At 61.6% G+C, this 26,468-nt stretch carries 21 protein-coding genes and 1 tRNA gene; 9 read left to right on the top strand and 13 right to left on the bottom strand.

Going from position 1 to position 26,468, the window contains the following annotated elements; translation table 11 throughout:
* The coding region (locus tag FY112_RS37875; protein WP_246700704.1) for a hypothetical protein at positions 1–316 on the top strand (316 nt) is incomplete at its 5' end.
* A 237-nt stretch (positions 317–553) separates the two neighbouring features.
* Here FY112_RS37875 and FY112_RS17500 read toward each other — a convergent pair.
* From FY112_RS17500 to cpdR1, 3 genes are all read right to left on the bottom strand, one after another.
* A complete protein-coding gene (locus FY112_RS17500; protein WP_094087429.1) occupies positions 554–1,597 on the bottom strand; it encodes a porin in 1,044 nt (347 codons plus the stop codon).
* A 660-nt stretch (positions 1,598–2,257) separates the two neighbouring features.
* Positions 2,258–2,332: transfer RNA gene (locus FY112_RS17495), tRNA-Val, on the bottom strand.
* A gap of 83 nt (positions 2,333–2,415) precedes the next feature.
* Positions 2,416–2,778 carry a response regulator CpdR1 gene (cpdR1, locus tag FY112_RS17490; RefSeq protein WP_151518957.1) on the bottom strand — a complete coding sequence of 121 codons (363 nt, stop codon included), beginning with the start codon at positions 2,776–2,778 and terminating at the stop codon, positions 2,416–2,418.
* A gap of 187 nt (positions 2,779–2,965) precedes the next feature.
* On the opposite strand from cpdR1, the gene FY112_RS17485 reads away from it, so the two are divergent.
* Both FY112_RS17485 and hisN read left to right on the top strand, forming a co-directional pair.
* Positions 2,966–3,847: an N-formylglutamate amidohydrolase gene (locus FY112_RS17485; protein ID WP_027667760.1), complete on the top strand. Its 882-nt coding sequence runs from the start codon at positions 2,966–2,968 to the stop codon at positions 3,845–3,847.
* Positions 3,848–4,118: 271 nt separating this feature from the next.
* Positions 4,119–4,892, top strand: a complete 774-nt coding sequence (hisN, locus tag FY112_RS17480; protein ID WP_065281248.1) for a histidinol-phosphatase — start codon at positions 4,119–4,121, stop codon at positions 4,890–4,892.
* Positions 4,893–4,961: 69 nt separating this feature from the next.
* Here hisN and FY112_RS17475 read toward each other — a convergent pair whose 3' ends face one another.
* Positions 4,962–5,936 carry an alpha/beta hydrolase gene (locus FY112_RS17475; protein ID WP_026158880.1) on the bottom strand — a complete coding sequence of 325 codons (975 nt, stop codon included), beginning with the start codon at positions 5,934–5,936 and terminating at the stop codon, positions 4,962–4,964.
* A gap of 403 nt (positions 5,937–6,339) precedes the next feature.
* On the opposite strand from FY112_RS17475, the gene FY112_RS17470 reads away from it, so the two are divergent.
* A complete protein-coding gene (locus FY112_RS17470; RefSeq protein ID WP_003542878.1) occupies positions 6,340–6,810 on the top strand; it encodes an Hsp20 family protein in 471 nt (156 codons plus the stop codon).
* Between the two features lie 61 nt (positions 6,811–6,871).
* Here the strand turns inward: FY112_RS17470 and FY112_RS17465 are convergent, their stop codons facing one another.
* Positions 6,872–7,921, bottom strand: coding sequence for a bile acid:sodium symporter family protein (locus FY112_RS17465; protein WP_131621746.1), 1,050 nt, complete (start codon positions 7,919–7,921; stop codon positions 6,872–6,874).
* Positions 7,922–7,966: 45 nt separating this feature from the next.
* On the opposite strand from FY112_RS17465, the gene FY112_RS17460 reads away from it, so the two are divergent.
* A complete protein-coding gene (locus tag FY112_RS17460) occupies positions 7,967–8,821 on the top strand; it encodes a LysR substrate-binding domain-containing protein (protein WP_151518956.1) in 855 nt (284 codons plus the stop codon).
* A gap of 30 nt (positions 8,822–8,851) precedes the next feature.
* On the opposite strand, the gene FY112_RS17455 is transcribed toward FY112_RS17460, so the two are convergent.
* Positions 8,852–9,904: a low specificity L-threonine aldolase gene (locus FY112_RS17455; protein ID WP_131621895.1), complete on the bottom strand. Its 1,053-nt coding sequence runs from the start codon at positions 9,902–9,904 to the stop codon at positions 8,852–8,854.
* A 538-nt stretch (positions 9,905–10,442) separates the two neighbouring features.
* On the opposite strand from FY112_RS17455, the gene gltB reads away from it, so the two are divergent.
* On the top strand, positions 10,443–15,167 hold the full coding sequence (gene gltB / locus FY112_RS17450; protein ID WP_181018238.1) for a glutamate synthase large subunit: 4,725 nt from the start codon (positions 10,443–10,445) through the stop codon (positions 15,165–15,167).
* Positions 15,168–15,394: 227 nt separating this feature from the next.
* Entirely contained in the window at positions 15,395–16,849 is a 1,455-nt protein-coding gene (locus FY112_RS17445) for a glutamate synthase subunit beta (RefSeq protein ID WP_026237157.1), read from the top strand.
* 128 nt (positions 16,850–16,977) lie between these two features.
* Here the strand turns inward: FY112_RS17445 and FY112_RS17440 are convergent, their stop codons facing one another.
* Both FY112_RS17440 and FY112_RS17435 read right to left on the bottom strand, forming a co-directional pair.
* Entirely contained in the window at positions 16,978–18,219 is a 1,242-nt protein-coding gene (locus FY112_RS17440; protein WP_181018237.1) for a DUF459 domain-containing protein, read from the bottom strand.
* Positions 18,220–18,378: 159 nt separating this feature from the next.
* Positions 18,379–19,602, bottom strand: a complete 1,224-nt coding sequence (locus FY112_RS17435) for a lytic murein transglycosylase (protein ID WP_131621754.1) — start codon at positions 19,600–19,602, stop codon at positions 18,379–18,381.
* Between the two features lie 203 nt (positions 19,603–19,805).
* On the opposite strand from FY112_RS17435, the gene galU reads away from it, so the two are divergent.
* Positions 19,806–20,693 (top strand): UTP--glucose-1-phosphate uridylyltransferase GalU, encoded by an 888-nt coding sequence (gene galU / locus FY112_RS17430; RefSeq protein ID WP_131621756.1) that lies wholly within the window; start codon positions 19,806–19,808, stop codon positions 20,691–20,693.
* A gap of 68 nt (positions 20,694–20,761) precedes the next feature.
* On the opposite strand, the gene FY112_RS17425 is transcribed toward galU, so the two are convergent.
* Positions 20,762–22,303, bottom strand: coding sequence for an outer membrane beta-barrel protein (locus FY112_RS17425; RefSeq protein WP_131621758.1), 1,542 nt, complete (start codon positions 22,301–22,303; stop codon positions 20,762–20,764).
* Positions 22,304–22,479: 176 nt separating this feature from the next.
* On the opposite strand from FY112_RS17425, the gene FY112_RS17420 reads away from it, so the two are divergent.
* Complete coding sequence (locus tag FY112_RS17420; protein WP_131621760.1) at positions 22,480–23,475, top strand: KpsF/GutQ family sugar-phosphate isomerase; 996 nt, start codon at positions 22,480–22,482, stop codon at positions 23,473–23,475.
* Positions 23,476–23,489: 14 nt separating this feature from the next.
* On the opposite strand, the gene FY112_RS17415 is transcribed toward FY112_RS17420, so the two are convergent.
* From FY112_RS17415 to FY112_RS37870, 4 genes are all read right to left on the bottom strand, one after another.
* Positions 23,490–23,945: an NfeD family protein gene (locus FY112_RS17415; protein ID WP_131621762.1), complete on the bottom strand. Its 456-nt coding sequence runs from the start codon at positions 23,943–23,945 to the stop codon at positions 23,490–23,492.
* A gap of 3 nt (positions 23,946–23,948) precedes the next feature.
* Positions 23,949–24,989, bottom strand: coding sequence for an SPFH domain-containing protein (locus tag FY112_RS17410; protein ID WP_113548020.1), 1,041 nt, complete (start codon positions 24,987–24,989; stop codon positions 23,949–23,951).
* 183 nt (positions 24,990–25,172) lie between these two features.
* Entirely contained in the window at positions 25,173–26,207 is a 1,035-nt protein-coding gene (gene hemH, locus FY112_RS17405) for a ferrochelatase (RefSeq protein WP_131621764.1), read from the bottom strand.
* A gap of 124 nt (positions 26,208–26,331) precedes the next feature.
* Positions 26,332–26,468, bottom strand: a 137-nt coding sequence (locus FY112_RS37870) for a LysM peptidoglycan-binding domain-containing protein (protein ID WP_246700707.1), incomplete at its 5' end; no start/stop codon positions are given.

Below are 26,468 nucleotides of genomic sequence, written 5' to 3'. Positions count from 1 at the left end.
GACGCCGGGCGCACCAGGAAAGGTCTCGGCGGGCGCGGGCGGCGCAGCGGAGGCCGGCAAGGCGAGGACGGCGGAAAAAAAGGCGGCAGCGGCAAGCGCGTATAACTTCATTTCGATCTCAAACCCCATGTCGCGGCGAGGCGAATCACTACCTCACCCTCGGTTCGCCATGGCATGGCTCTGTGTCCGAATTTGGCGCGCCGTTATTGCTGAGGTGAAAAAATTTTGTCGGCCGCGGGGCTCGCTCGACGATCGGCGGCAGATCAGTAAAAAAGCTGGTTGCGCTTGCTGGTTACAAGATCCGGCAACGACATAGACTGCCGGACATCGGCAACGAACCGATGTGACACGACAATGGCAAGGCACTCATCGAGGTGCCGTCTTGGACGCACGTCTGGTCAAGGGGAATGGGCCCAGGCAGGGAAGTCCAGGCCCATTCTTTCCCGATCGGAGGTCAGTCAGATCAGGAATTTGTAGCTGCCGGTCCAGAGCATGATGCCGAAAAGTGTGAACGGTTTTCGGATGACATCCTGTTTTAGCCGGCAGCCTTTTATCAGAACGCGCGCTGCAGGCGGAAGAAGCCCGAGGTAACGTCGCTAGCATTGTCCGGATCGAGGTACTGAACCGAAATCTTGGTGGAGAGGTTGTCGACGATCTGGTAATCAACCGTCAGACCGACCTTCCAGGCATCAACGTCGTCGTTGAACTCGCCAGCAGTGATGCCGTAGTTGTTGTAGTACTGAACAGCCGGGGTGATCTTCAGCTTGTCAGTCGCCTTGATGGCGTATTCAGCAGCGACCGCCCATTCAGCCTTGTTGTAGTAGGCGTTCGGGTTGCTTGCGTAGACAACTGCGAGGCCGAGCGTGCCCGGACCGACAGCAACCGTACCCATAGCGCGGACGGCGCCTTCTTCGTTGTCGGTGTCGTAACCGGCAGTGATCTGGTAGCTGAATGCACCAGCCTTGCCGCCGAGACCGACTGCAACGCCGACGTTGTTGGCGGTTTCGCCATTGTAGAACGGGCTGTCTTCCAGCTCGTCAACGCTGATGCCAGCGTAGAAGGCGTCGGTTTCGTACTGATAACGGATGGAGTTATGCAGCGTGACCGGAGAACCGATATCGTCCGTTTCGCCGGAGAGACCATCGTCCCACCAGCTGTAGAACAGACCAGCGCGGAAGCCGGCAATGTCGATGTAGGCCGAGTCGAGGATGGCCTTCTGAGCCGAAGCGTTGTCAGCATTGAACTGCATGACGATGACGCCGGTCAGCGGACCATATTCGGTGTCGCTCTTGGCCGTAAACTGAACCTGACCACGCGTACGGGCATCCCAGTCCGAGTCGTTGGCGACGGAACCGCCGCCGCCGGCGCCGATCGAGCTGGCGTTCGGAGCAACGTCAACCTGGAAACGGATATAACCGTTGATCTTGAGGCAGGTTTCGGTGCCCGGGATGTAGAAGTAGCCGGTGCCGTAGGCGTCGCAGACGCGAACGTATTCAACCGGTTCCGGCTCGGCAGCAACGATTGCGTCAGCAGCCTGAGCGCCGGATACTGCTGCAAGTGCTGCAGCGGAGCCGAGAAGAAGGCTCTTAATGTTCATGGAATAACCTCCAGTTCAGATGCAGAAGGATGAAGACCGTTGCCATCGGCAGTCCCTACGTATCTTCAACCCGTGTGAGCGAAGCGGCGCCTTTTGACCCGGTGCCTGCCTCGCCGCGGTAGTTACACAGCGGCATGTTGCGTCGCAATAACGATGTCGATCATGACAGCAGGGCGGGGCCGCTATGTTGCTGAAATAACACGCATTTTGTCACAAACTCGTCATCTGTCCGTCACAAAACCGGCAGCTCTGGATGCTTGACCAACGAGGGGCTGAAACTTGAATACGCTAATGCAAGTGACGAGCGCGTGAGCATGTTCTCATATGCGATCGCGCCGTCGCTGCAATGCGCGCGAGCCGACCGCAATCCGTTAGCGACGACGATGTGGCAAGCAGATCTGGAGCTTTGGTGCTGCCCGGAACGGGCTTCGGACGCTCGACGCAATTTTACGGCAAGGATATAGTTGCATTAGGGATGGAAGCGGGACGCAGGGATGCATCCAAAATGTTGTTTCACCGAAAATCGGCATTTCGGGTACTTCTTCAATAAGCAAAACGGCCTTGCCGCACGCACTATGAGGACGGTGCAGATCGGAAAATCTAAAAAGCAAACGGCCTCTCGATTTTTCGAAAGGCCGTTTTCTTTTTAGTGAATTAGGATGGTGGGCGTGACAGGGATTGAACCTGTGACCCCTACGATGTCAACGTAGTGCTCTCCCGCTGAGCTACACGCCCATCCGATGGCGGCGCATAGATCACAAAACCTTCGGAGCCGTCAATAGGCTTTTTTCAGTTTTGTGACGCGCCGCCCGCAGGCCTTACGCGGCAAGCATCTTGTTGACCTCGTCGACGAGATCACGCAGGTGGAAAGGCTTGGAAAGGACCTTGGCATCCTTCGGCGTTTTCGAATCAGGGTTCAGCGCCACGGCGGCAAAACCGGTGATGAACATCACCTTCAGGTCGGGGTCGAGCTCGGTGGCGCGGCGCGCCAGCTCGATGCCGTCCATCTCGGGCATGACGATATCGGTCAGCAGCAGGGAAAACGGCTCCTCGCGCAGCCGGTCATAGGCGCTGGCGCCATTGTCGTAGGAAAGGACCTTGTAGCCGGCCTTTTCGAGCGCTTTCACCAGGAAGCGGCGCATGTCATTGTCGTCTTCGGCGAGAAGTATCTTCTGAGTCATCAATCCAGACCGCGATCCATAGGTTTTTGGTGGGCTGCCAGCCGTTTACACTAGTCTCGCTCCGGTAAACAACCGGTGAATTGCCTGTGCGTGACCGCCATCCCTTCTACATAGTATGGACTTGCGGCCGGGCAACTGGCAACATACGCGAAGCAGTCAGTTCATGACATGGTAAAGAGGGCCGAAAGTGCCGGAAATACGCGAATACGAGCTTTTTGAGGTCCATGAGCCCGTGTCGCAGACCATTCCCTTCGTCTACAACTCCCCCCATAGCGGCCGTATTTATCCACCGGAATTTATCGCTCAGTCCAGGCTGGAGGGCATCGCCATCCGCCGTTCCGAGGATCACTATGTCGACGAGCTCTTCGGCTCGGCGGTCGCACTCGGTGCGCCGCTTTTGGCGGCCAACTTCCCGCGCGCCTATCTCGACGTCAATCGCGAACCCTACGAACTCGATCCGCGGATGTTCGATGGGTTGCTGCCGCCCTATGCCAATGTCAATTCGCTCAGGGTCGCCGGCGGGCTCGGCACCATTCCGCGCATCGTCGCCGAGAACATGGAGATCTATGCCCGGCGCCTGCCGGTGCAGGAGGGGCTGGACCGCGTCGAAGCGGTCTACAAGCCCTATCATGCGGCGCTGCGACGGCTGATCGCGCGAACGCATGTGCAATTCGGCTTCGGCGTGCTGATCGACTGCCACTCGATGCCCGGCAATGTGCGCGTTGCCGGCAGCACTGCACGACCTGATTTCATCATCGGTGATCGCTACGGCACCAGCGCTTCGGCCGAACTTTCGCGCGCGGCCATCGCTATCCTCGAGGAAATGGGTTTTGCGGCGATCCGCAACAAGCCCTATGCCGGCGGCTTCATTACCGAACATTACGGCCGGCCCTCGCGCGGACTGCATGCGCTGCAGATCGAGGTGAACCGGGCGATCTATGTCGATGAGCTGACGCTGGAGAAACGCGACGATTTCGCCGCGGTGGCCGATGCCGTCGCGGACTTCATGCAGCAGATGGCGGACTATGTCGAGAAATTCGCCGGCGAGCGGGCGCTGGCCGCCGAATAGATCCGTTTTTCGATTTTGCTGACGTGTGGCCTTCCCCGGCCAAAAAAAACCGCGCTTGTGAGCGCGGCTAAGTCTAGGGAGGAAACACCCAAGGAGGGTATTTACAGTCAGAAGACTGTAGGAAGACACTACTATTGCATTGCACAAATGTCAAGCAATTTATTGCGCTGCGATATCTTTGTGCAACTAAACTCAATTTGCCTGCTGCGTTTGCATTCCCGTTGCTTTTCGCTATGAAAAGCGCCACTCCCGCCAGCCAAACGGATCCAACATGTTTCCTGACCGTTCGTTCTTCAATCGCCTGGCGGAGGCTGCCCGAGCCGAAACGCTGCCGCGCTTCCGCTCCGGCCTCGATGTCACGAACAAGCTTTCTTCCGGTTTCGATCCGGTGACGGAGGGCGACCGGGCGGCCGAACTCGCCATCCGGGCGCTGATCGAAGAGAATTTCCCCGACCACGGCATTCTCGGCGAGGAACATGGCGATGTCGGGCTCGACCGCGAATATGTCTGGGTGATTGATCCGATCGACGGCACCCGCGCCTTCATCTCCGGCGTGCCGGTGTGGGGAACGCTGATCGGCCTGCAGAAAGCGGGCCGGGCGATCATGGGCATGATCGAGCAACCCTTTACCGGCGAGCGCTATTTCGCCGACCAGAACGGCTCGATCTATACCGGGCCGGAGGGCGAGCGACGGCTGGCGACGCGCCAGTGCGACACGCTTTCGAACGCTATCCTGTTCACCACCTCACCGCATCTCTTTGCCGGCGAGGAAATGGAGAAATACCGCGAAATCGAGAGCCAGGTGCGGCTCTTCCGCTATGGCTGCGACTGCTATGCCTATGCGCTGCTTGCCGCCGGCCATATCGATCTGGTCGTCGAAAACAGCCTGAAGCCCTATGACGTCGGCGGCATCATTCCCGTCATCGAGGGGGCGGGCGGCATCATCACCACCTGGGACGGCGGACGGCCGGAAAACGGCGGCTCGATCATCGCCGCCGGCAGCCAGGCGGTCTACGAACAGGCAATCGCCATCCTGCAACGCTGATCCCAGGGTCAGCAGCGCTGATCCCTCGGTCAGCAACGCTGATCCCCCGGTCGGCAAAGCCGATCCGGCTCACGTGCCGAGGGCGGCGACGTCCTGGTTTTCTTCGGCATCGCTGCCGGGAATGAAGGCGTGGAAGGCGGCAAGGGCGGCAGCGCGATAGATATCGCGCTCCTGGAAGATCTCGTGACGGGCACCGTTGATCGGCACCAGCTGGCCGGCGCGGAAGTAACGCGAGAGCCGCTCCTGCGCCGTGTAGGGCACGACACCGTCACGCGTCGGGGCGATGACGATGGTCGGGATGGTGATCGAGAAGAGATGGTAGGGTGAGGTGACCCGGTCCATCGTGCGGAAAGCCTCGATCAGCCAGCGGGCCGTCGGCGGCCCGAGCGTCAATTCCGGATGAGCCTTCATCATTGCAACATTGCGCTCGAAGCGGTGTTCGTCCGAGGTCAGCGGGTTGTCGCTGAAGTTCGGCTCCTTCAGTTTCGATGTGAGCGGCAGAAAGCCGAGGCCGACGGCGGTCAGCGTGCCGGCGAGCGCGCGGATGACGCGGGGCGAGGCCGCCTGGCCGGTCAGGCCGATGAAGGGCGCCGACAGCACCATGCGATCGATACGGGTGGTGAGATAGGGGGCGGCCGAGAGTGCGATCAGGCCGCCTGTGGAATGCGCGAGCAGATAGAAGGGCAGGCGGGTATCCGGCAGCACTACCTTTTCGAGGAAGGTGTCGAGATCACGCTCGTAATCGGCGAAGCGGCGGATGTGGCCGTGGTTGCGGCGCTTCATGAGTCGTGACGAACGGCCCTGGCCGCGCAGGTCGAAGGTCGCGACCCAGAGGCCTTTGGCCGTCAGGTCGCGGATCGTCTCGAAATATTTCTCGATATATTCGTTGCGGCCGTGCAGGATGACGACGGTGCCCTTGGCAATCTGGCCACTCGAGCGGAAGACGGCGTAACGCAGTTGGTGGCCGTCATGGGTTTCGAAGAACCCCTCCGTGCGGTTTTCCGGGGCGGGATTATCGGGCGTCGAATAGAGAACCTGATCCATGACTTTGCCAATGCGCCGCTGCTGACTGCTTCGCATCAGGGATAGCGCATGGCATCCGGCTTGGAAAGCGGTGGGGAAAAGGGCCGGCAGGAGCATGAGGGTGCTCGCGGCCGGCCGAAGTTGAGGCTGAAGAAGAAGGGACGATGCACTTCAGCCATCGGGACCAGATTCACCCGACGCCTAAATTCCTAGGCGAATGCGCCTGAACGTGCTCCGAACCGGTCGTTCATGCGGGGTTCACGGGCCGATCAAGGCGATTGCAAAAGGTCTTGAACTCCTCGAATCCCATCACCATTTCCTTTCTGCGGGTGCCGAACAGGGCCTGCGCAACCGTCCCAAGGCCGCCAATGATGGGGTCTCAGGGGCATTTCATCGCAACACGTCGCTTCCACAGGAGGACATCATGCGTCACGTAGACTTCTCTCCCCTTTATCGTTCGACCGTCGGTTTCGACCGGCTCTTCACCATGCTCGACAGCCTTGCCCAGCCGGAGCAGGCGCAGACCTATCCGCCCTATAATATCGAGCGCACCGGTGAAAACACCTATCGCATCACCATGGCCGTTGCGGGTTTCGACGAGACCGAACTTTCGATCGAAGCCCATGCCCATGTGCTGTCGGTGAAGGGTGAAAAGAACGAGGAACCTGCCGAAAGCGGCGAATTCCTCTATCGAGGCATTGCCAAGCGCGCCTTCGAGCGCCGCTTCCAGCTTGCCGACCATGTCGAGGTCACGGCCGCTTCGCTGAAGAACGGCCTGCTGCACATCGATCTTCTGCGCAATATTCCCGAGGCTATGAAGCCCCGCAAGATCGCGATTGCCGCAGAACCGGTCGAGGCTCCGAAGGCCATCGAAGCGCAGATCATCAACGGCTGATTGATCCCCCTTACGGGTAAAACGGACGGCGCTCCTATGGGGCGCCGTTTTTTATTTCGGCTCAGGCCGGGCTGGTTGCCTCGTCGATTTCCTTGTCCGTTGCGCGGCGGGCGGCGGCGGCGGCGTATTTCTGGGCAATGACGGCGCAGACCATCAGCTGGATCTGATGGAACAGCATCAGCGGCAGCACGATCGCGCCGATCGACTGGCCGGCGAAGATGACGTTCGCCATCGGCACGCCGCTTGCGAGGCTCTTCTTCGAGCCGCAGAAGGTGATGGTGATCTGGTCGGCCTTGTTGAAGCCCAGCCACCGGCTGCCGAACATCGTCAGCACCAGAACAACTGCCAGCAGAACCATGTCGGCGACGATGACGACGGCGATATCGGCGATCGAGAAGGTGTGCCACAGGCCCTCGACGACAGCCGTGCTGAAGGCGAGATAGACGACCATCAGGATCGAGCCGCGGTCGACAGGCATCAGGATCTTCTTCTTGGCGCGGATCCAGTCGCCGATCCAGGGCTGCAGAACCTGGCCGATGATGAAGGGGGCAAGCAGCTGCAGCAGGATCTGTTCCAATGCGTCGAAGGAGAAGCCGCCATGGCCGCCGACGGAAAACAGCAGGCCGACGAGCAGCGGCGTCAGGAACATGCCGAAGATGTTGGATGCCGAGGCCGAGCAGATGGCGGCGGGCACGTTGCCGCCCGCCATCGAGGTAAAGGCGATCGACGACTGCACCGTCGACGGCAGCACGCAGAGGAAGAGGATGCCGAGATAAAGCGGCTGCGGCAGGATCGTGTCGGGGATCAGCCCGAGCGCCATGCCGAGTAGCGGGAAGATGCCGAAGGTCGTCAGCAGGATGACGATATGCAGGCGCCAGTGCAGCAGGCCTGATATGACGACGTCGCGCGACAGGCGGGCGCCGTGCAGGAAAAACAGCAGCGCGATAGCAAGGTCGGTGGCGATGCCGAAATAGTCCGCAAACGTGCCACGCGCCGGCAGCAACGAGGCAAGGATGACGGTGCAGACGAGCAGGATGGTGAATGTATCGGGCAGAAAGCGGCGCATGGCGGTCTCGCGGCTTGATAAAACAGTCATTGTTATGTCATCCATTATGATCCAGGATGCAAGGAATAACAGTTATCGAGAAGCTGGATCATGTTGGACCTTTCGCAATTGCGCAGTTTCGTCGCCGTCGAACAGATGGGCAGTTTCACGCTCGCCGCAGAAAGGCTGGGTCTCGGGCAGTCGACGGTCAGCCAGCACATCCAGCGGCTGGAGGCAGCACTCGGGCGCAGGCTGCTGGCGCGCGACACGCATAAGGTGATGCTGACCGGTGATGGCGAGGCGCTGCTGTCGCATGCGCGCGCCATGCTTTCGATCGAGGGGCAGGTGCAGTCGTTGTTTAAGAACAACAGCCTGCGCGGCAGCCTGCGGCTCGGCGTGTCGGAGGATTTCGTCACCAGCCAGCTGCCGGCGGTGCTTGAGGATTTCGTTCGTTCGCACCCGTCCGTCGACCTCGAACTGACAGTGGCGCTGTCTGGCGTTCTTTACGAAATGCAGGATAATGGCGAAATCGATCTGGTGCTCGCCAAGCGCCGGCTCGGCGATGCGCGCGGAAAGCTCGTCTATCGCGAGCCGCTCGTCTGGCTGGCGCGCGATCCTGAGCGTGTGCTTGCCTCTGGCCCTTTGCCGCTGATCGCCTTTCCGCCGCCGAGCGTCACACGGGTGATCGCGCTGGAAGCGCTCGGGCGAAACGGCGTACCCTGGCGGATCGTCTGCACCTGCGGCAGCCTGAGCGGCCTGAAGGCGGCGGCGCGGGCCGGGATGGGCGTGCTGGTGCAGCCGCGCAGCATGGCGCCGTCCGGCCTGAAGGAGATCGCTGCGGGAAAACTTCCGGTGCTGGAGGACGTGGAATTCGTGCTGGTGCCGCGTAAGGGCGCCGACCAAGCACTGGTTTCAGCACTGTCGGAGGATATTCTGCAAAAGGTGAGGGGACTGAGGTCGGCGTGAATCCTTGCCCGTCACCTTTCCGGCAGGCGATCAGGCGGCCAGGCACTTCAGGAAACCATCCACGTCCGCTTCGGTGGTCGCGAAGCTGGTGACGAGGCGGATCAGGGTTTCGCTTTCGGAAACGAGCTCGGGCGTTGCCGCCGGGACCGGCCATTCGTAAAATTTCGCGCCCTTTTCCTCCGCGATTTTTGCGGCACTTTTGCTGACGACGGCAAAGACCTCGTTGGACGCGGTCGGCCAGGCGAGGCGGGCGGAGTTGCTGGTGGCGATGCCGGCGCGCAGCCTGTCGGCCATGCCGTTCGAATGGCGGGCAAGATCGAGCCAGAGACCGTTTTCGAAATAGGCATCGAACTGGGCGGCAATGAAACGCGACTTGGAGAAGAGCTGGGCGGCGCGCTTGCGGATAAAGGGCATTTCCCGGGCTTGATCCGGATTGAAGAAGACAATCGCTTCGGCACACCAGCAGCCGTTCTTGGTGCCGCCGAAGGACAGCATGTCGACGCCGCGCTTCCAGGTCATTTCGGCCGGGGTGGCGCCGAGTGCGACCAGGGCGTTGGCAAAGCGGGCGCCGTCCATGTGGAGCGGCAGATTGCGCTTCCTTGATATGGCGGCGATCTCGCCGATCTCCGGCAGGGAATAGACGGTGCCGATCTCGGTCGCCTGGGTAATGGTCACCGCGCTGGCACGGCCGTGATGGACGGCGTCCTCGGGAAAACTTGCGATCTTCGCCGAAAGCTTTTCCGGGTCGATCTTGCCGGCTTCGCCGTCAACGGCAACGAGGCGGGCCGAGCCGGAGAAAAATTCCGGCGCGCCGCATTCATCCTCGATCACATGGGCCTCCGAGTGGCAGAAGGTGATGCCGCCGGGGCGCTGGACGCTTGCCAGCGACAGGGAGTTGGCGGCCGTGCCGGTGGCGACGAAGAAGATCGAAACCTCACGCTCGAAGATCTCGGAAAAACGGGCCTCGACCTTCCTGTCGAGATCGCCGGCCCCATAGGCCGCGGCAAAGCCGGTCGATTCCGTCAGCAGACGTTCGGCAATGGATTTGTGGGCACCGGCCCAGTTATCGGAAGCAAAGAACATGGGGAAACCGTGGGAAAGGAAGGGGTTGGCAAAGTCCGCAGCGGACATTACGCCAAAGCTTCACAGGATCAAGGTTGTCGCCCGCGACACATCACAGAAATTGAACTACGCAATCAATAAACAAAATAGTACTGCTTGACGTAATTTTATTTCGTCATCACCGCTACACAGGCAATCTTCCGTCGCAAATTGACGTTTTTTAGCCGAGCGCTCTTGCAGAGCCGAATGCTTTCTGGCATAGAACTGATGAATTAGGACAGTGTTGCTGTCCTATTTTGGCCTTTATGACCGAAGAGGCGCCGAAAGCCCTGGAACAGACCGGCTTTCACGCTATAGTTCTTCCGAGCGTCAAGCTTCAAGGGGCGGCGCGCGGAGGCGAATGGCAGGCGCGGAACGCGACGGTTTGCTTTCCTTCAAAGCAGGTGTCTGCGGCCGATCTTCACAATGCAACAGCGCTGTCATGCGCCGAACCTATCTTCGGGTTGCGGCGCGGGACGAAAAGCCGCCCGCGGCCCCGCGGGCTTCGACAGGAGGAAAGATGATGACGAAGACGCCATCCGTGGAAGTTGACCGGTTAGCTGCTGCTGAGCTGCGCGCGACGGCCAATATCTCCAAATCCGCCTCCGGCCTGCCGAAGAAACAGGGACTCTACGATCCGCGCAACGAGCATGATGCCTGCGGCGTCGGCTTCGTCGCCCATATGAAGGGTGAGAAGTCGCACCAGATCGTCAAGGATGGCCTGTTCATCCTCGAGAACCTGACGCATCGCGGCGCCGTCGGCGCCGATCCGCTGATGGGTGACGGCGCCGGCATCCTGGTGCAGATCCCCGACCGTTTCTTCCGCGAGGAGATGGCCGAGCAGGGCATCACCCTGCCGCCGGTCGGCGAGTATGGCGTCGGCCATATCTTCATGCCGCGCGATGAAAAGCAGATCGAGCATTTCAAGAAGGTGATCAAGGACGTCATCACCGAGGAAGGCCAGGTCTTCATCGGCTTTCGCGACGTGCCGGTCGACAATTCCTCGCTCTCCAAGGCGCCGGCCATTGCCGCAACCGAGCCGCATCATGTACAGGTCTTCATCGGCGCCGGCGAGGATGCCGAAAACAACGACGAGTTCGAGCGCCGGCTGTTCACGCTGCGCAAGGTGATCTCCAACCGTATCTATGACGAGTTCGACGGCGAGGAGAGCAATTTCTATCCAGTGTCGCTGTCGTCGGCGACGGTGGTCTATAAGGGCATGTTCCTGGCCTATCAGGTCGGCGTCTATTACAAGGACCTGTCGGATCCGCGTTTCGAAAGCGCGGTCGCCTTGGTACACCAGCGCTTCTCGACCAACACCTTCCCGTCATGGAAGCTCGCGCATCCCTACCGCATGGTCGCCCATAACGGCGAGATCAACACGTTGCGCGGCAACGTCAACTGGATGGCGGCCCGCCAGGCGTCGGTCTCCTCGCCGCTGTTCGGTGAGGACATCTCCAAGCTCTGGCCGATCTCCTACGAGGGGCAGTCGGACACGGCCTGCTTCGACAACGCGCTCGAATTCCTGGTGCGCGGCGGTTATTCGATGGCGCATGCGGTAATGATGCTGATCCCGGAAGCCTGGGCCGGCAACCAGTCGATGGCCGCCGAACGCAAGGCCTTCTACGAATATCATGCGGCGCTGATGGAGCCCTGGGACGGGCCAGCTGCCGTTGCCTTCACCGACGGCAAGCAGATCGGCGCGACGCTCGACCGCAACGGCCTGCGTCCGGCGCGCTACCTCGTCACCGATGACGACCGCGTCATCATGGCGTCCGAAGCCGGCGTGCTGCCGGTTCCGGAGGAGAAGATCATCCAGAAGTGGCGCCTGCAGCCGGGCAAGATGCTGCTGATCGATATGGAAGAAGGCCGCATCATCTCCGACGACGAGGTGAAGTCGCAGTTGGCGACGGCGCATCCCTATCGCAGCTGGCTCAACCGCACCCAGCTCATCCTTGAAGACCTGAAGCCGGTGGAGCCGCGGGCGCTGCGCCGCGACGTGTCGCTGCTCGACCGCCAGCAGGCCTTCGGCTACACGCTCGAGGATACACGCATCCTGATGTCGCCGATGGCGACGACGGGCCAGGAAGCGATCGGCTCGATGGGCACGGATACGCCGATCTCGGCGATGTCGGAAAAGCCGAAGCTGCTCTACACCTATTTCAAGCAGAACTTCGCGCAGGTGACCAACCCGCCGATCGACCCGATCCGCGAGGAACTGGTCATGAGCCTGGTTTCCTTCATCGGGCCGCGGCCGAACATTCTCGACCATGAGGGGGCGGCGAACGCCAAGCGGCTCGAGGTTCGTCAGCCGATCCTGACCAATGGCGATCTCGAGAAGATCCGCTCGATCGGCCACACGGAAGACCGTTTCGACACCAAGACGCTCGATTTCACCTATGATATCGAGCGTGGCGCCGAAGGCATGCCCGAGATGCTCGACCGGCTCTGCGAGCGCGCGGAAGCGGCCGTCAAGGGCGGCTATAACATCATCGTGCTCTCCGACCGCCAGATCGGGCCGGACCGGATCGCCATTCCCGCGCTGCTCGCCACAGCTGCCGTGCATCACCATCTGATCCGCAAGGGGCTGCGCACCTCGGTCGGTCTCGTCGTCGAGACCGGAGAGCCGCGCGAAGTCCATCATTTCTGCCTGCTCGCCGGCTATGGCGCCGAGGCGATCAACCCCTATCTCGCCTTCGACACGCTGCTCGACATGCATGCCAAGGGCGAATTCCCGAAGGAAGTGGATGCCTCCGAAATCGTCTACCGCTACATCAAGGCGGTCGGCAAAGGCATCCTCAAGGTCATGTCGAAGATGGGCATCTCGACCTACCAGTCCTATTGCGGCGCGCAGATCTTCGATGCGATCGGCCTGCAGTCGGAATTGATCGACAAGTATTTCTTCGGCACCGCGACGATGATCGAAGGCGTTGGCCTCGAAGCGATCGCCGCAGAAACCGTCGCCCGCCATAATGCGGCCTTCGGCACGGATCCGCTTCTTGCCACGACACTCGACATCGGCGGCGAATATGCCTACCGCATGCGCGGCGAAAGCCATGCCTGGACGCCGGATGCGGTTGCCGCCCTTCAGCATGCCGTGCGCGGCAATGCCGAGGACCGCTACCGCGAATTCGCCGATATGGTGAACAATTCGGCGCTGCGCATGAACACGATCCGCGGTCTCTTCAAGATGAAGAGCGCCGAGGCGCTCGGCCGTACGCCGGTATCGATCGACGAGGTCGAGCCGGCGGCCGATATCGTCAAGCGTTTCTCGACGGGGGCGATGTCCTTCGGCTCGATTTCCAGGGAGGCGCATACGACGCTGGCGATCGCCATGAACCGGATCGGCGGCAAGTCGAACACCGGCGAGGGCGGCGAAGAATCCGACCGCTACATACCGCTGGCCAATGGTTCGATGAACCCGGAACGTTCGGCGATCAAGCAGATCGCCTCGGGCCGCTTCGGCGTCACCACCGAATATCTCGTCAATGCCGACGTGTTGCAGATCAAGGTGGCGCAAGGCGCCAAGCCTGGCGAAGGCGGCCAGCTGCCGGGTCACAAGGTTGACGCGACTGTTGCCAAGACCCGCCATTCGACACCGGGCGTCGGCCTGATTTCGCCGCCGCCGCACCACGACATCTATTCGATCGAAGATCTGGCGCAGCTGATCTACGATCTGAAGAACGTCAACCCGACTGCCGATGTTTCGGTCAAGCTCGTCTCGGAAGTCGGCGTCGGCACGGTTGCCGCCGGTGTCGCCAAGGCGCGCGCGGACCATATCACCGTCGCCGGCTTCGACGGCGGCACGGGTGCGTCGCCGCTGACCTCGCTCAAACATGCCGGCAGCCCTTGGGAAATCGGCCTTGCCGAGACCCAGCAGACGCTGGTGCTGAACGGCTTGCGTTCGCGCGTCGCCCTGCAGGTGGACGGCGGCCTGAAGACCGGCCGCGACGTTATCATCGGGGCGCTGCTTGGAGCCGACGAGTTCGGCTTTGCTACCGCGCCGCTGATTGCCGCCGGCTGCATCATGATGCGCAAGTGCCATCTCAACACCTGTCCGGTGGGTGTGGCGACCCAGGATCCGGTGCTGCGCAAGCGTTTCAAGGGCGCGCCGGAGCACGTCATCAACTATTTCTTCTTCGTCGCCAACGAAGTGCGCGAAATCCTCGCCTCGCTCGGCTTCACCCGGCTTGACCAGATCATCGGCGCCTCGGAGCTGCTGGAGAAGGATGAGATGCTGAACCACTGGAAGGCGAAGGGCCTCGACTTCAGCCGTATCTTCCACAAGGTCGACGCTCCCAAGGAAGAGACATTCTGGACGAGCCGGCAGAAGCACCCGATCGACGACATTCTCGACCGCGTGCTGATCGAACAGGCGCAGCCGGCACTGACGGCCAAGACACCCGTCGCCTTCGAGGTCGGCATCAAGAACGTCGACCGTTCGGTGGGCGCTATGCTTTCCGGCGAGGTCGCCAAGCGTTATCGCCATCGCGGTCTGAAGGAGGACACGATCAATGTGACGCTTCGCGGCACGGCGGGACAGAGCTTCGGCGCCTTCCTGGCACGCGGCGTCACCTTCAACCTGATCGGCGACGGCAACGACTATGTCGGCAAGGGGCTTTCTGGCGGCAAGATCATCATCCGGCCGCCGGAGAATTCGAGGATCGTGGCCGAGGACTCGATCATCGTCGGTAACACCGTGCTCTATGGTGCGACCGAGGGCGAATGCTATTTCCGCGGCGTGGCGGGCGAACGTTTCGCCGTGCGCAATTCGGGGGCGATCGCCATCGTCGAGGGTGTCGGCGACCATGGCTGCGAATACATGACCGGTGGCGTCGTCGTCGTGCTCGGTGCCACGGGCCGCAACTTCGCGGCCGGCATGTCCGGCGGTGTCGCCTACGTGCTCGATGAAACCGGTGATTTCGCCAGCCGCTGCAACATGGCGATGGTCGAGCTCGAGCCGGTGCCCGAGGAGGACGACATGCTGGAGAAGCTGCATCATCACGGCGGCGATCTCATGCACAAGGGACGCGTCGACGTCTCCGGCGACATGACCCGCCATGACGAGGAGCGCCTTTACCAGCTGATCTCCAATCATCTGCATTATACGGGCTCGGCCCGCGCCACTGAGATTCTCGACAACTGGGCCGACTATCGTCCGAAGTTCCGCAAGGTCATGCCGGTCGAATACCGTCGTGCGCTCGAGGAAATGGAGCGCAGTCGGATGGGCATCGCCGCGGAATGAATTGCACCGGGACATCCGCCACCTGCTGACCGCAGTTGACGGATGCCGAAAATATCTCAATGACCCGTGACGATCACGCCGACGGCGAAGGCTGTCCAGATCGCACGGATGTCTTGCAGGGGATATGGTCCAATGACGGTCAAGACAAGCAACTTGCCCCGGGTACCGGGACTGACGATAGACAGATTGGCTGCGGTGAGGCGGTCATGAGGGTAAGGGACGAAAACATGGGTAAGGTAACAGGGTTTCTGGAAATCGACCGGCAGGTGGCAAAGTACCAGCCGGCGTCGGATCGTATCCGCCATTTCCGCGAGTTCACGATCCCGATGTCGGACCCGGAAGTGCAGAAACAGGCCGCGCGCTGCATGGACTGTGGCATCCCCTATTGCCACGGCCCGACCGGTTGCCCGGTTCACAACCAGATTCCCGATTGGAATGACCTCGTCTACAACAACAACTGGGAAGCGGCGATCCAGAACCTGCATTCCACCAACAACTTCCCTGAGTTTACCGGTCGCGTCTGCCCGGCACCCTGCGAGGAAGCCTGCACGTTGAATCTCGAGGATGCGCCGGTCGCCATCAAGACGGTCGAGCAGGCGATCGCCGACAAGGCCTATGAGCTCGGCTTCATACGGCCGCAGCCGGCCACGGTCCATACCGGCAAGAAGGTGGCAGTCATCGGCTCCGGGCCCGCCGGCATGGCGGCCGCCCAGCAGCTCGGCCGTGCCGGCCACGAGGTGCATCTCTATGAGCGCGAGACCAAGCCGGGCGGCCTGCTGCGTTACGGCATTCCCGATTTCAAGATGGAGAAGAACTTCATCGACCGCCGCGTCGAGCAGATGAAGGGCGAGGGCGTCACCTTCCATTGCGGCGTCAATGTCGGCGTCGACGTCAAGGTCGAGCAGCTGCTGGCCGATCACGACGCCGTCCTCTACTGCGGCGGCTCCGAGACGCCGCGCGAGGCCGGCATTCCGGGCACCGACCTTGCGGGCGTGCATGATGCGATGCCCTATCTGGTGCAGCAGAACCGCCGCGTCGGGCGCGAGAACATCGACAGCGTCGGCTGGCCGTCGGACCCGATCCTTGCCGGCGCCAAACATATCGTCGTCGTCGGCGGCGGGGATACGGCTTCGGACTGCGTTGGCACGGCCTTCCGCCAGGGCGCCGTCAGGGTCACCCAGCTCGACATCCGGCCGCAGCCGCCCGAGAAGGAAGACAAGCTTGCCGTCTGGCCCTTCTGGGCGACGAAGATGCGCACCTCTTCCTCGCAGGCCGAGGGCGCCGTGCGTGAATTCCAGGTGGCCACTCTTGAATTCGTCGGCGAAGACGGTGTGCTGACCGGCGTCAAGTGCTGCGAGGTCGACGAACGCCGGCGGCCGGTTCCAGGCACGGAATTCGTCATCCGGGCCGATCTCGCCTTCATCGCCATCGGTTTCCGCGGGCCGTTCACCGGCAGCGTACTGAAGGAGCTCGACGGCAAGCTGACGCTCAACACCGACAAACGCGGCTCGACCAACGTCGTCGCCAACGACCGAGACTACAAGACTTCGGTCGACAAATTCTGGACGGCGGGCGATGTACGCCGCGGTCAATCGCTGGTGGTCTGGGCGATCCGTGAAGGCCGCCAGGCGGCGCGCGCCATCGACGAAGAGCTGATGGGCTCGACCGTCCTGCCGAACTGAGCGTCAGCTGCACACCTTTCCGAAGACAAGAACTCCGCCCCTCCGGCGGAGTTTTTTTATAGCGCCGCGTGTTTGACAGGACGCGGGAGCGACGTTCTCGAAGCGGCGAACCGCCTCGCGCGGCCTTTTCACTTGACCGAGACTTCGGCCGGTGCTTTTGCCACCGGCAGGCGGTAATCATCGACGCGGCCGGGAGGCGCCGGCGTCATTTCGCCCTGCTCGACCAGGAGGTCGCGTGGCGACCTCGTCAAGGCCATGGGCGGCGGCCTGGCGCCGAGAAGTTCGGCGCCGCCGTCGAGATTGGGATCGGAAAGACTGATCGGCACGGTATGTTCGACCGGATTGGCGGGAAGGCCGAGACCGGGCAGATTGCTGGAGTCGAGGCGGACCAGATCGGGGCTTGCCTGGGTGCCGAGAAGACGCCGCGCCGGCTTTTCCACGTAAAAGGCAAGCTTGCGCCGGCCGGCCTGGGTCAGGTTGATTCCGTCGGAGGTGCGCAGGCGCACCTGCTGGCCGTTCACATCCGAACCGGTGACGATGAAGGTGCCGTTTTCATCGACGAAACCGTCCCAGATATCGACGAATTCGCCGCCGATGCTTTCGACCTGGTTGCGGTAGAGCTGGTTCATCTGCACGGCATCGGCCGTCATCGAATCGGATTCGAAGGCGGGAAGGCCGACCCAGAGCAGCGGGATCTTGCGGTCGGTGACCTCCTTGCCGAAGGAAAGCACGCGGCGGCGGTATTCGCTGAACCAGCCATCGGTGCGGAATTTTTCCTTGGCGGTGTCGGTCACCATCTGCTGGCGGTCGTTGGCGCCGATCATGACGACGACCATTGCCGGCTTCAGCTCATCGATCATCTTCGGCAGCTGTTCCGGCCAGTCGTAATAATCGTCGCGGACAAGGCCTGAGGAGACGTTGCCGCGGGCTTCGACGACGACACCCGGCGAGGTCTCGAAGGCGGCGGTGAGGCCGTCGCCGAGGCCGCTGGCCAGGAAATCGCCGACGATCAGGATCTTTCGGGCGTCGCCGAGCTTCTGCACGGCCGGCTCCTCCTCCTGTACGGGAGCGCGGACCGGCGGTGCAGTGCGGGTATTGACTATGGCTTTCTGCGCCGGCGGGCGTTTGCGCTGCTGGCGTCTCGGCTGCTGTACGTCAGGGGCTTGCGGGCCGTCGTCGAGATAGCGCCGGCCAAGGAAGAAATCGAAGATCGACCGGCGCTGATAGCGCTGCTCCTGGGCTTCGGCGACATGCACCGGCGCAGACACGCCAAGGCACAGCGAAGCCGCCGCCAAGGCGAGCACGAGCCAGCGGATTTTACGGGTCCGATCAGTTTTCTTCGTCATGGGCAGTTCCGCATCTGCCGGCATCTTGCACGCAGGGCAGGCCAGCGTCCACTCCCACTAATATCTAGGTCGCGGTTCTGCCGCTTCCAATGCGGGTTCGCCAAAACCGTGCGGCAGGACGGGGCGACCTGCATGAGACAAAGACTTGAAGCGCCCTGCATGATTTCCGAACCGACGCGAACTCTAGCGGCGCAAGGCGTTCAGAAGCGGTAGCGAGGGCTCGCCGTCCGGCTGCATGCCGATGCGCGACTGCACGGCTGATATCGCCGCCTTCGAACCCGAGCCGAAATTGCCGTCGACCTCGCCATTGTAATAGCCGAGTGTCTTCAGACGGGTCTGCAGCTCGAATTTCTCGGTGATGTCGAGTGCGCCGTTCGGGCGCGGCCAACGCTGCTGCATGCCGCCGTAGCCGGCGATCTGGTCGGCCAGCAGGCCGACGGCAAGCGCGTAGCTGTCCGAGGCATTGTAGTTCTTGATGGTGAAGAAGTTGGCAGTCATCAGGAAGCCCGGGCCACTGGGCCCGGCCGGCATCTTCAATACGGCTTTGGTGCCGCTCTCGCGGAAGGCCTTGCCATTCGGGCGTGTCAGGCCGAGTGCCGCCCATTGGGCCAGCGTGTGGGTCTTGCCGGCCTGCTTGGCGGCGGCTGCGGGAACGACGACCTCGTAGCCCCAGGTCTTGCCGGTGTCCCAGCCGTTCTTCATCAAGAGATTGGCCGAGGTCGCCAGCGCGTCGGGGATCGAGTTCCAGATATCGCGATGGCCGTTGCCGTCGGCATCGATGGCATAAAGCAGGTAGCTTGTCGGAATGAACTGGGTGTGGCCCATGGCGCCGGCCCAGGAGCCGGTCATCTCGCGTGCCGGCACGTCGCCGTTCTGCAGGATCTTCAGCGCGGCGACCAGCTGCTTCTTGGCGAATTTGGCGCGGCTCGGATCGGCATAGGCAAGCGTTGCCAGGGCGCGCGGCACGTAGTGCAGCCGGTCGTCCTTGTCGAGAACCGCGCCGTAATTCGATTCCATCGACCAGATAGCCAGCAGTATGGTCTTGTCGACGCCGAAGCGCTGCTCGATTGCAGCGAGCGTTCTTGCGTGCTTGGCGGCCATCTCGCGGCCGATCTTGACGGTATAGGGATTGACGCGGGAATCGACGTAGTCCCAGATCTTCGAGGTGAATTCCGGCTGGAAGGCCGCTTTTTCGAGCACGGTCGGATCGGGCTCGCTCACCCCGGAAAAGGCCTTTTGATAGGTTGCCTTACTGATGCCACTCTGAGCGGCTGTTTGGTAAAAATCCGCGATCCATTTCTGGAAGCGGGAATCAGCTTTCGCGTTGTCGGGGACCAGCCCAACCTGGGCGGCGACAATGAGGGCGAGAGCAAGACCACGAAGGGAGTTTTTGTGATTCTGGGTCATCGACAGTCGTATCCCACATCTTCAGTTTCAGGCGTAGCAGGGCGTCATGTCCGCCCAAACCCGAGACTACAGGAACGGAGTCAACAAATTCTTTACCATGACCGTCAGCTGAGGTCACCAGTTGCAAAACAGTTGCAATTCTATACTAGTCAGACGTGAACGGCTTTATTTAAAAGGCGATATAGTCAAAGCAGGAGGCCTGTGTGGCGCATCACAATAAAGTTCGTAAGGCAGTTTTCCCGGTAGCAGGGTTGGGGACGCGGTTCCTGCCGGCAACAAAGGCTGTTCCGAAGGAAATGTTGACCGTGGTCGACAAGCCGATCATTCAATATGTCGTCGATGAGGCGATCGAAGCCGGGATCGAGCATCTGGTATTCGTCACCGGCCGCAACAAGCACGTCATCGAAGATTATTTCGACATTCATTTCGAGCTGGAACAGACGCTGCGCGAACGCGCCAAGAAGGCGGAGATTACCCTTCTCGCCCAGCAATTGCCGAAGGCCGGCACGGTCAGCTTCACTCGCCAGCAGGAGCCTCTCGGCCTCGGCCACGCCGTATGGTGCGCCCGCGAGATCGTCGGCGACGAACCCTTCGCACTGCTGCTGCCCGATATGATCATGAAGGGCGACAAGGGCTGCATGAAGGGCATGATCGACCTCTATGCCCATAGCGGCGGCAATATCATCGCCGTCGAGGAATGCGCGCCAGATCAGGCGCATAAATACGGCATCGTCGGCGTCGGCGAGGCGATCGGCGACGGCTTCCGCATCACCGGCATGGTGGAAAAGCCCGCCAAGGGAACGGCACCGTCCAACTTCTTCATCAACGGCCGCTATATCCTGCAGCCTGAGATCTTCAAGATCCTTGAAACCCAGGAGCGCGGCGCCGGCAACGAGATCCAGCTCACCGACGGCATGCTGAAGCTGCTGAAGGAACAGGATTTCGCAGGTTACCACTTCCGCGGCGCGACTTACGACTGCGGCGCCAAGGACGGCTTCATCCTGGCGAACGTCGCCTTCGCCCTCGAACGCGCCGATATCCGCCCCTCCGTCGAAGGCGGCTTCAGGGAACTGCTGGCCGGCCTGAAATAAGTCGCAGATTCAACGCGATAGGCGCCGCGTGTCCTAACGGATGCGCGGCGCTCTATTTTCCGTCATTCTTAGCGTTTCAGCTTGAGACCGACGCCGGCTCGCCATTGCTGCGAATCGGTGCCTTCCTTGCGCGTCGTCAGCTCGTAGCCGAGCGTGCTGGTCAGATCGAGATAGCGGTTGATGTTCCAGGTCAGGCCGGTCGCGGCGGTATAGACGAGCTCGTCGTTGATGGTGCTGTCCGTGGGATAATCGCGCCATATGACCCCGCCGATCATCGTCCCGACCAGATTGTCGCGCAGCTGGTGGGTGACCGTCGTCGTCAGCGCGTGCGAGACGTAGCCGCTTTCGCCTGCCGTGGTCGAGGGTTGGATGCTTGTCTGCAGGTCGAGATTGACATCGGTGCCGCGGATCGGCGACCAGAGCAGGCTCGCATCAAGCGTGGCGGTATCGATCGAGGACAGGCGGTTGTCTTCGAAATCCGCCATCTCGTAGCCGACACCGACTTCACCCTTCAGCTTTTCGCCGAGATCGACCTCGACGCCTGCCTTGGCGCCATAGCTATGGCCGGAACGCTCGTAACCGGCGGAATCTTGCGTTTCGTCATAGACCGTGCGGCCGATGTTGGCCTCGATGAAGGGGATGAGCGCGGGGGACAGTTCGTAGCCGACACGGCCACGCAACGTGCCCGTCGTCTGATTGCGGTCGCTGAGGGAGACGGTCGTGCCGTTCGAAAGTTTAGCGTCCGAATAAATCGAGCGTGTCAGCGCAAGTGCCGTCGTGCCACGCAGGATCCCAAAATCGCGCTGGACGGAGGCGCCGGCCGAAAATTCCTGGACGTCCGACTGCTGCGCGGCGTTGGTAATCGCGTCGGGATCATCGGTGTCCTCGCGGTAGAAATTATAGCCGGCGATGAGGTGCGCCGTGGTGTCGTCGGGAAGATCGAGCCTGAGATCGCTGTTGATCTTGAAGGAGGGCTGTTCCTCACCCTCGCCGCTGACATTCTTCTGCCAGGCGCCTTCCGAGGTCACGGTCAACTGATGCCGGCCCCAGTCGGAAGTCAGTGTCGCTGCCGCATCCGTTTCGAGAAAGGCGCGCCGCTGCCTGGTATTGCCGTCCTTGGTGGTCTCGGTATTGATGCTCTGGGTGACGCTCGGGCGGAGCACGAAAGTGCCGATCGGGATTCCCGGCGTTTCCGCTGTCGAGGCACTTTCGGCAGTCCTGCGGCGCGGCAGCGCCTCGTCGACCGGCGCTTCACGGGTGTTCAGCCGGCGTATCTCTTCGTCGAGGATGGAACCGGTAATGTCGTCGCCGGCTTGCGCGTCCGGTATGGCAGGCCGCTGCTGGGCATCGTCCGCGTTCGCGGTCGCGCCGTTTGCCGCAGGAGTGGCGGTATCGCCGGTCTCGTCCTCGAAACCGGGGGCGGATGCGGCATTGTTGGTGGCGCGGTTATCCTGAGAGGCGGCGGAGCGGCCGGTTGCCGCCTGCGACGAGGCGGACTGCGCGAAGGCTGCCGTCTGGCTGAGAAGCAGGGTACCCAGCACGGCAAAAGAGACGGCACGGCTCATGGCGCGGAGCGGCGTCACACTGCTCGTCTGTTTTGGCTGGCCCATGCAATTCGCGCCTGACATGCTTTCGGTTCTTACCCAAAGGTAAAGCCTTGTGGTTAACCATTCGTTGCCGGCGGCGGGCGCTGTTCACAATTCGGAAAGAGTGGGGGATCGGAAAGAGTGCGGGTCGGAAATCGTGCGGGGTGGACTTGGAAAGTGAAAAGGTCTAACGCAATTTCATGAACAGAAGAGCGATCAACCTCGTTGAAAACAGCGTGCTCGAATCGGCAAAACGCACGATAGAGACCGAAAGACGCGGTCTTGAAGCGCTCGAACAGGCTTTTGACAATGGATTGGCCGGTCCTTTCACACGGGCCGTCGAAGTCATCGGCGACATCTCCGGACGTGTGATCGTCACCGGCGTCGGCAAGAGCGGGCATATCGGCGCCAAGCTCGCGGCGACATTCGCGTCAACCGGAACGCCCGCCTTTTTCGTACATGCGGCGGAGGCCAATCACGGCGATCTCGGGATGATCGCGCGCGACGACGTCGTGCTGGCGATTTCCAAAGGCGGCGAGAGCGCCGAGCTCAAGAGCATCATTTCCTTCACGCGGCGCTTCTCCATTCCGCTGATCGCGATCACCTGCAGCGAAGGTTCCTCGCTTGCGGCCGCCGCCGATATCGTCCTTCTGATGCCGAACGAACAGGAGGCCTGCCCCAATGGGCTGGCGCCGACGACCTCGACGCTGATGCAGCTTGCAATCGGCGACGCGCTGGCGGTGGCGCTTTTGGAGGCGCGCGGCTTTACCGCCACGGATTTCCACGTCTTCCACCCCGGCGGCAAGTTGGGTGCGAGCCTGATGCATGTCGGCGATATCATGCATACCGGCGAGCGGCTGCCGCTCGTTGCCACGGGTACACCGATGCCGGAGGCGATCACGGTGCTGTCGCGCAAGCATTTCGGCTGCGTCGGCGTGCTTGATGAGGATGGGCGGCTCTGCGGTATCGTCACCGAAGGCGACATGGCGCGCAACCTGACGCGCAATCTTGCCGAGCTTACCGTCGACGACATCATGACGCGGACGCCGAAGACGGTGAAGCCGACGGTGCTGGCGACCGCGGCCCTGGCGCTGCTCAACCAGCATCACATCGGTGCGCTGATCGTCATCGACGACGACCGCCGGCCGGTCGGGCTGGTGCATTTCCACGACCTGCTGCGGATCGGCGTCGCCTGATCAGGCTCGTTTGATCAGACGGGTTCCACCGTCAGGTCGCGGCCGTTGCTCGACACCACCTTCACCTGTGTTCCGACGGGCAGGTCAGGTCCCATCACCTGCCACAGCGTATCGTCGAGGCGGATGCGGCCGCGGCCCTCACGGATCGGTTCGTGCAGCGTCGCTGTGCGGCCGACGAGGCTGGCGCCGCGCTGATTGAGGAAGGGCTCGTCGGTTGTGGCGTTGCGCAGCGTCAGCCGGCGGCCGGTGAAGGTCGTGGCAACGGCGAGAAGCGCAAAAAGGATGGCCTGTAACTCCCAGACCCAGAAGGCGCTGTCCCAGAAGAGCAGCGACAGCGCGCCGACGATCAAGGCGGCAAGGCCGATCCAGACCAGGAAGAAGCCGGGAACGATCATTTCCGCTGCGAGCAGCACGAGGCCCGCGACCCACCAGCTCCATGGACCGAGTTCGGCTGCGATCTTCGCCAGCATGGCTTAGCGCTCCTGCTCGGGATTGAAAGGATTGGGGGTCGACGGATTGATCGGCGGCGTCGAGCGCGCCGGTGCGGGGCGCGGACGCGGCGGTACCGGCAGCGGCGTCGACGGGCTGTTGCCGGCATCGCCGAAGACCTCGCGGGCAATGGCGCCGATACCAGCGAGCGAGCTCAGGATGGAAGAGGCTTCCATCGGCATCATCACGATCTTGGAATTGGGCGCCGAACCGATCGAGGTGAGGGCCTCGGTGTATTTCTGGGCGACGAAATAGTTGATCGCCTGGATGTCGCCGGCGGCGATCGCCTCGGAGACCATCTTCGTCGCCTTGGCTTCGGCCTCGGCCAGACGTTCGCGGGCTTCAGCGTTGCGGAAAGCGGCCTCGCGCTGGCCTTCGGCCTGCAGGATGGCGGATTGCTTGGCGCCTTCGGCCCTCAAGATCTGCGCGTTGCGCGAGCCTTCGGCTTCCAGCACCTGGGCGCGTTTCTCGCGCTCGGCTTTCATCTGGCGGGCCATCGCATCGACGAGGTCGCGCGGCGGCTGGATGTCCTTGATCTCGACGCGGGTGACCTTGATGCCCCAAGGATGCACGGCCTCGTCGACGACGCGCAGCAGCCGGTCGTTGATCGCATCGCGGTTGGAAAGTAGTTCATCCAGATCCATCGAACCCATGACCGAGCGGATGTTGGTCATGGTGAGATTGAGGATGGCGTTTTCGAGGTTGGAGACTTGATAGGCAGCCTGAGCGGCGTTCAGCACCTGATAGAAGGAAACGGCATCGGCCGAAACCGAGGCATTGTCCTTGGTGATCACCTCCTGGGTCGGCACGTTCAGCACCTGCTCCATCACGTTCAACTTGGCGCCGACGCGCTCGATGAAGGGGGTGATGAGGTTAAGGCCCGGCTCCAGCGTACGGGTATAACGCCCGAAGCGCTCGATTGTATAGCGGTAGCCCTGCGGCACGGTCTTGATCCCGGCAAAGAGCACCAGGATGACGAAGATGACCAGCACGATCACGACGATGTCGAAGCCGCCGAACAGCATGAAGAATTCCTCCTATCGGCGCGTGCGCGCCTGCCCAACTGATGTGGTGGGGTAGCATGTTCTTTGCGAGGAAGAAATGCCACACGGATGCCACACATCCGCATGAGAGGGAGGTTTCATCTCGGTTGAGTTATTCGGGCCTTCGCCAGCTATCCGCGCGGCGCCGCTTGCTGAAAAAGTTTCTCAGATCCAGCCCTGCAATTCGCGGCGGACGACCTTTTCCAGCACCTTCATGCCGTCCTCGCCGTCGTTGAGGCAGGGAATATGCGCGAACTTCTCGCCGCCGTTCTCGTGGAAGGAATGGGCGGCCTGTTCGGCGATCTCCTCCAGCGTCTCCAGACAGTCGGAGACGAAGCCGGGATTGATGACGGCGATGCGCTTGACGCCGTCCTTTGCGAGCTTTTCCACGGTCTTGTCGGTATAGGGCTGCAGCCATTCCTCCGGCCCGAAGCGGGACTGGAAGGTGACCATGAAGTTTTCCTTGGTGAGCCCGAGCCGGTCGCGCAGCAGCCTGCCGGTCTTCTGGCATTGACAGTAGTAGGGATCGCCCTGCTTGAAATAGGACATCGGAATGCCGTGGAAGGAGGCGAGCAGCATCTCGGGCTTCCAGTCGAGGGTCGAAAGATGCTTTTCGACGGAGGTGGCGAGCGCTTCGATATAGGTCTCGTCGTCATGGTAGGCGGGAACGGTGCGCAGCGCCGGCTGCCAGCGCATCGAAAGCAGCTTCTGAAACGCTTTGTCGTTGACCGTGGCGGTGGTCGCCGCCGCATATTGCGGATAGAGCGGGAAGAGCACGATACGATCGCAGCCCTCTTCTTTCAGCGCCTCGATGCGCGAGGCGATCGACGGCGTGCCGTAGCGCATCGCCCAGTCGACCTTGACTTTGGCAAGATCCTTCAGGCGCTCTGCCATCAGGTCGGACTGGTTGCGCGTGTAGGTACGGAGATAACTTTCGTTCCTCTCCTTGTTCCAGATCAGCTCATAGGCCTTGCCGACCTTCTGCGGACGGGTGTTGAGCACGATGCCGAACAGGATCGGATACCACTTCCAGGGCGACCATTCGATGACGCGGCGATCGGTCAGGAATTCCCTGAGATAACGGCGCATCGAGGTATAATCGGTGCCGTCAGGCGTGCCGAGATTGACCAGCAGCACACCCACCTTACCAAATTTGACGGCCGGATGGTCGGCCGGGCGGAGTGAAATATCTGCTGTCATTCTGACCCCAACGTTCATTTGTCCCATCGGCTCATACGCAGCCCGGAGATCGTGGTTCACCCTATAGAAAGAAAAGCCGGCCCGGAAAACCCCGGACCGGCCAGTGGCATCGAGACAAATCGTCTTACTTGGCGGGGACCTGAATTTCCTCGCCGATCCTGAGATGGCGCGGGTTCGGGCTGCCATTGGCTTCCGAGAGTTTGCGCCATTCGGCGCCATCGCCATAGAAAGTTTCGGCCAGATCCCAGAACGTATCGCCGG

The organism is Rhizobium sp. PEPV16, assembly GCF_008919455.1.
Lineage (GTDB): Bacteria > Pseudomonadota > Alphaproteobacteria > Rhizobiales > Rhizobiaceae > Rhizobium > Rhizobium leguminosarum_Q.
This window is presented reverse-complemented; position numbering and strand designations above follow the sequence as displayed.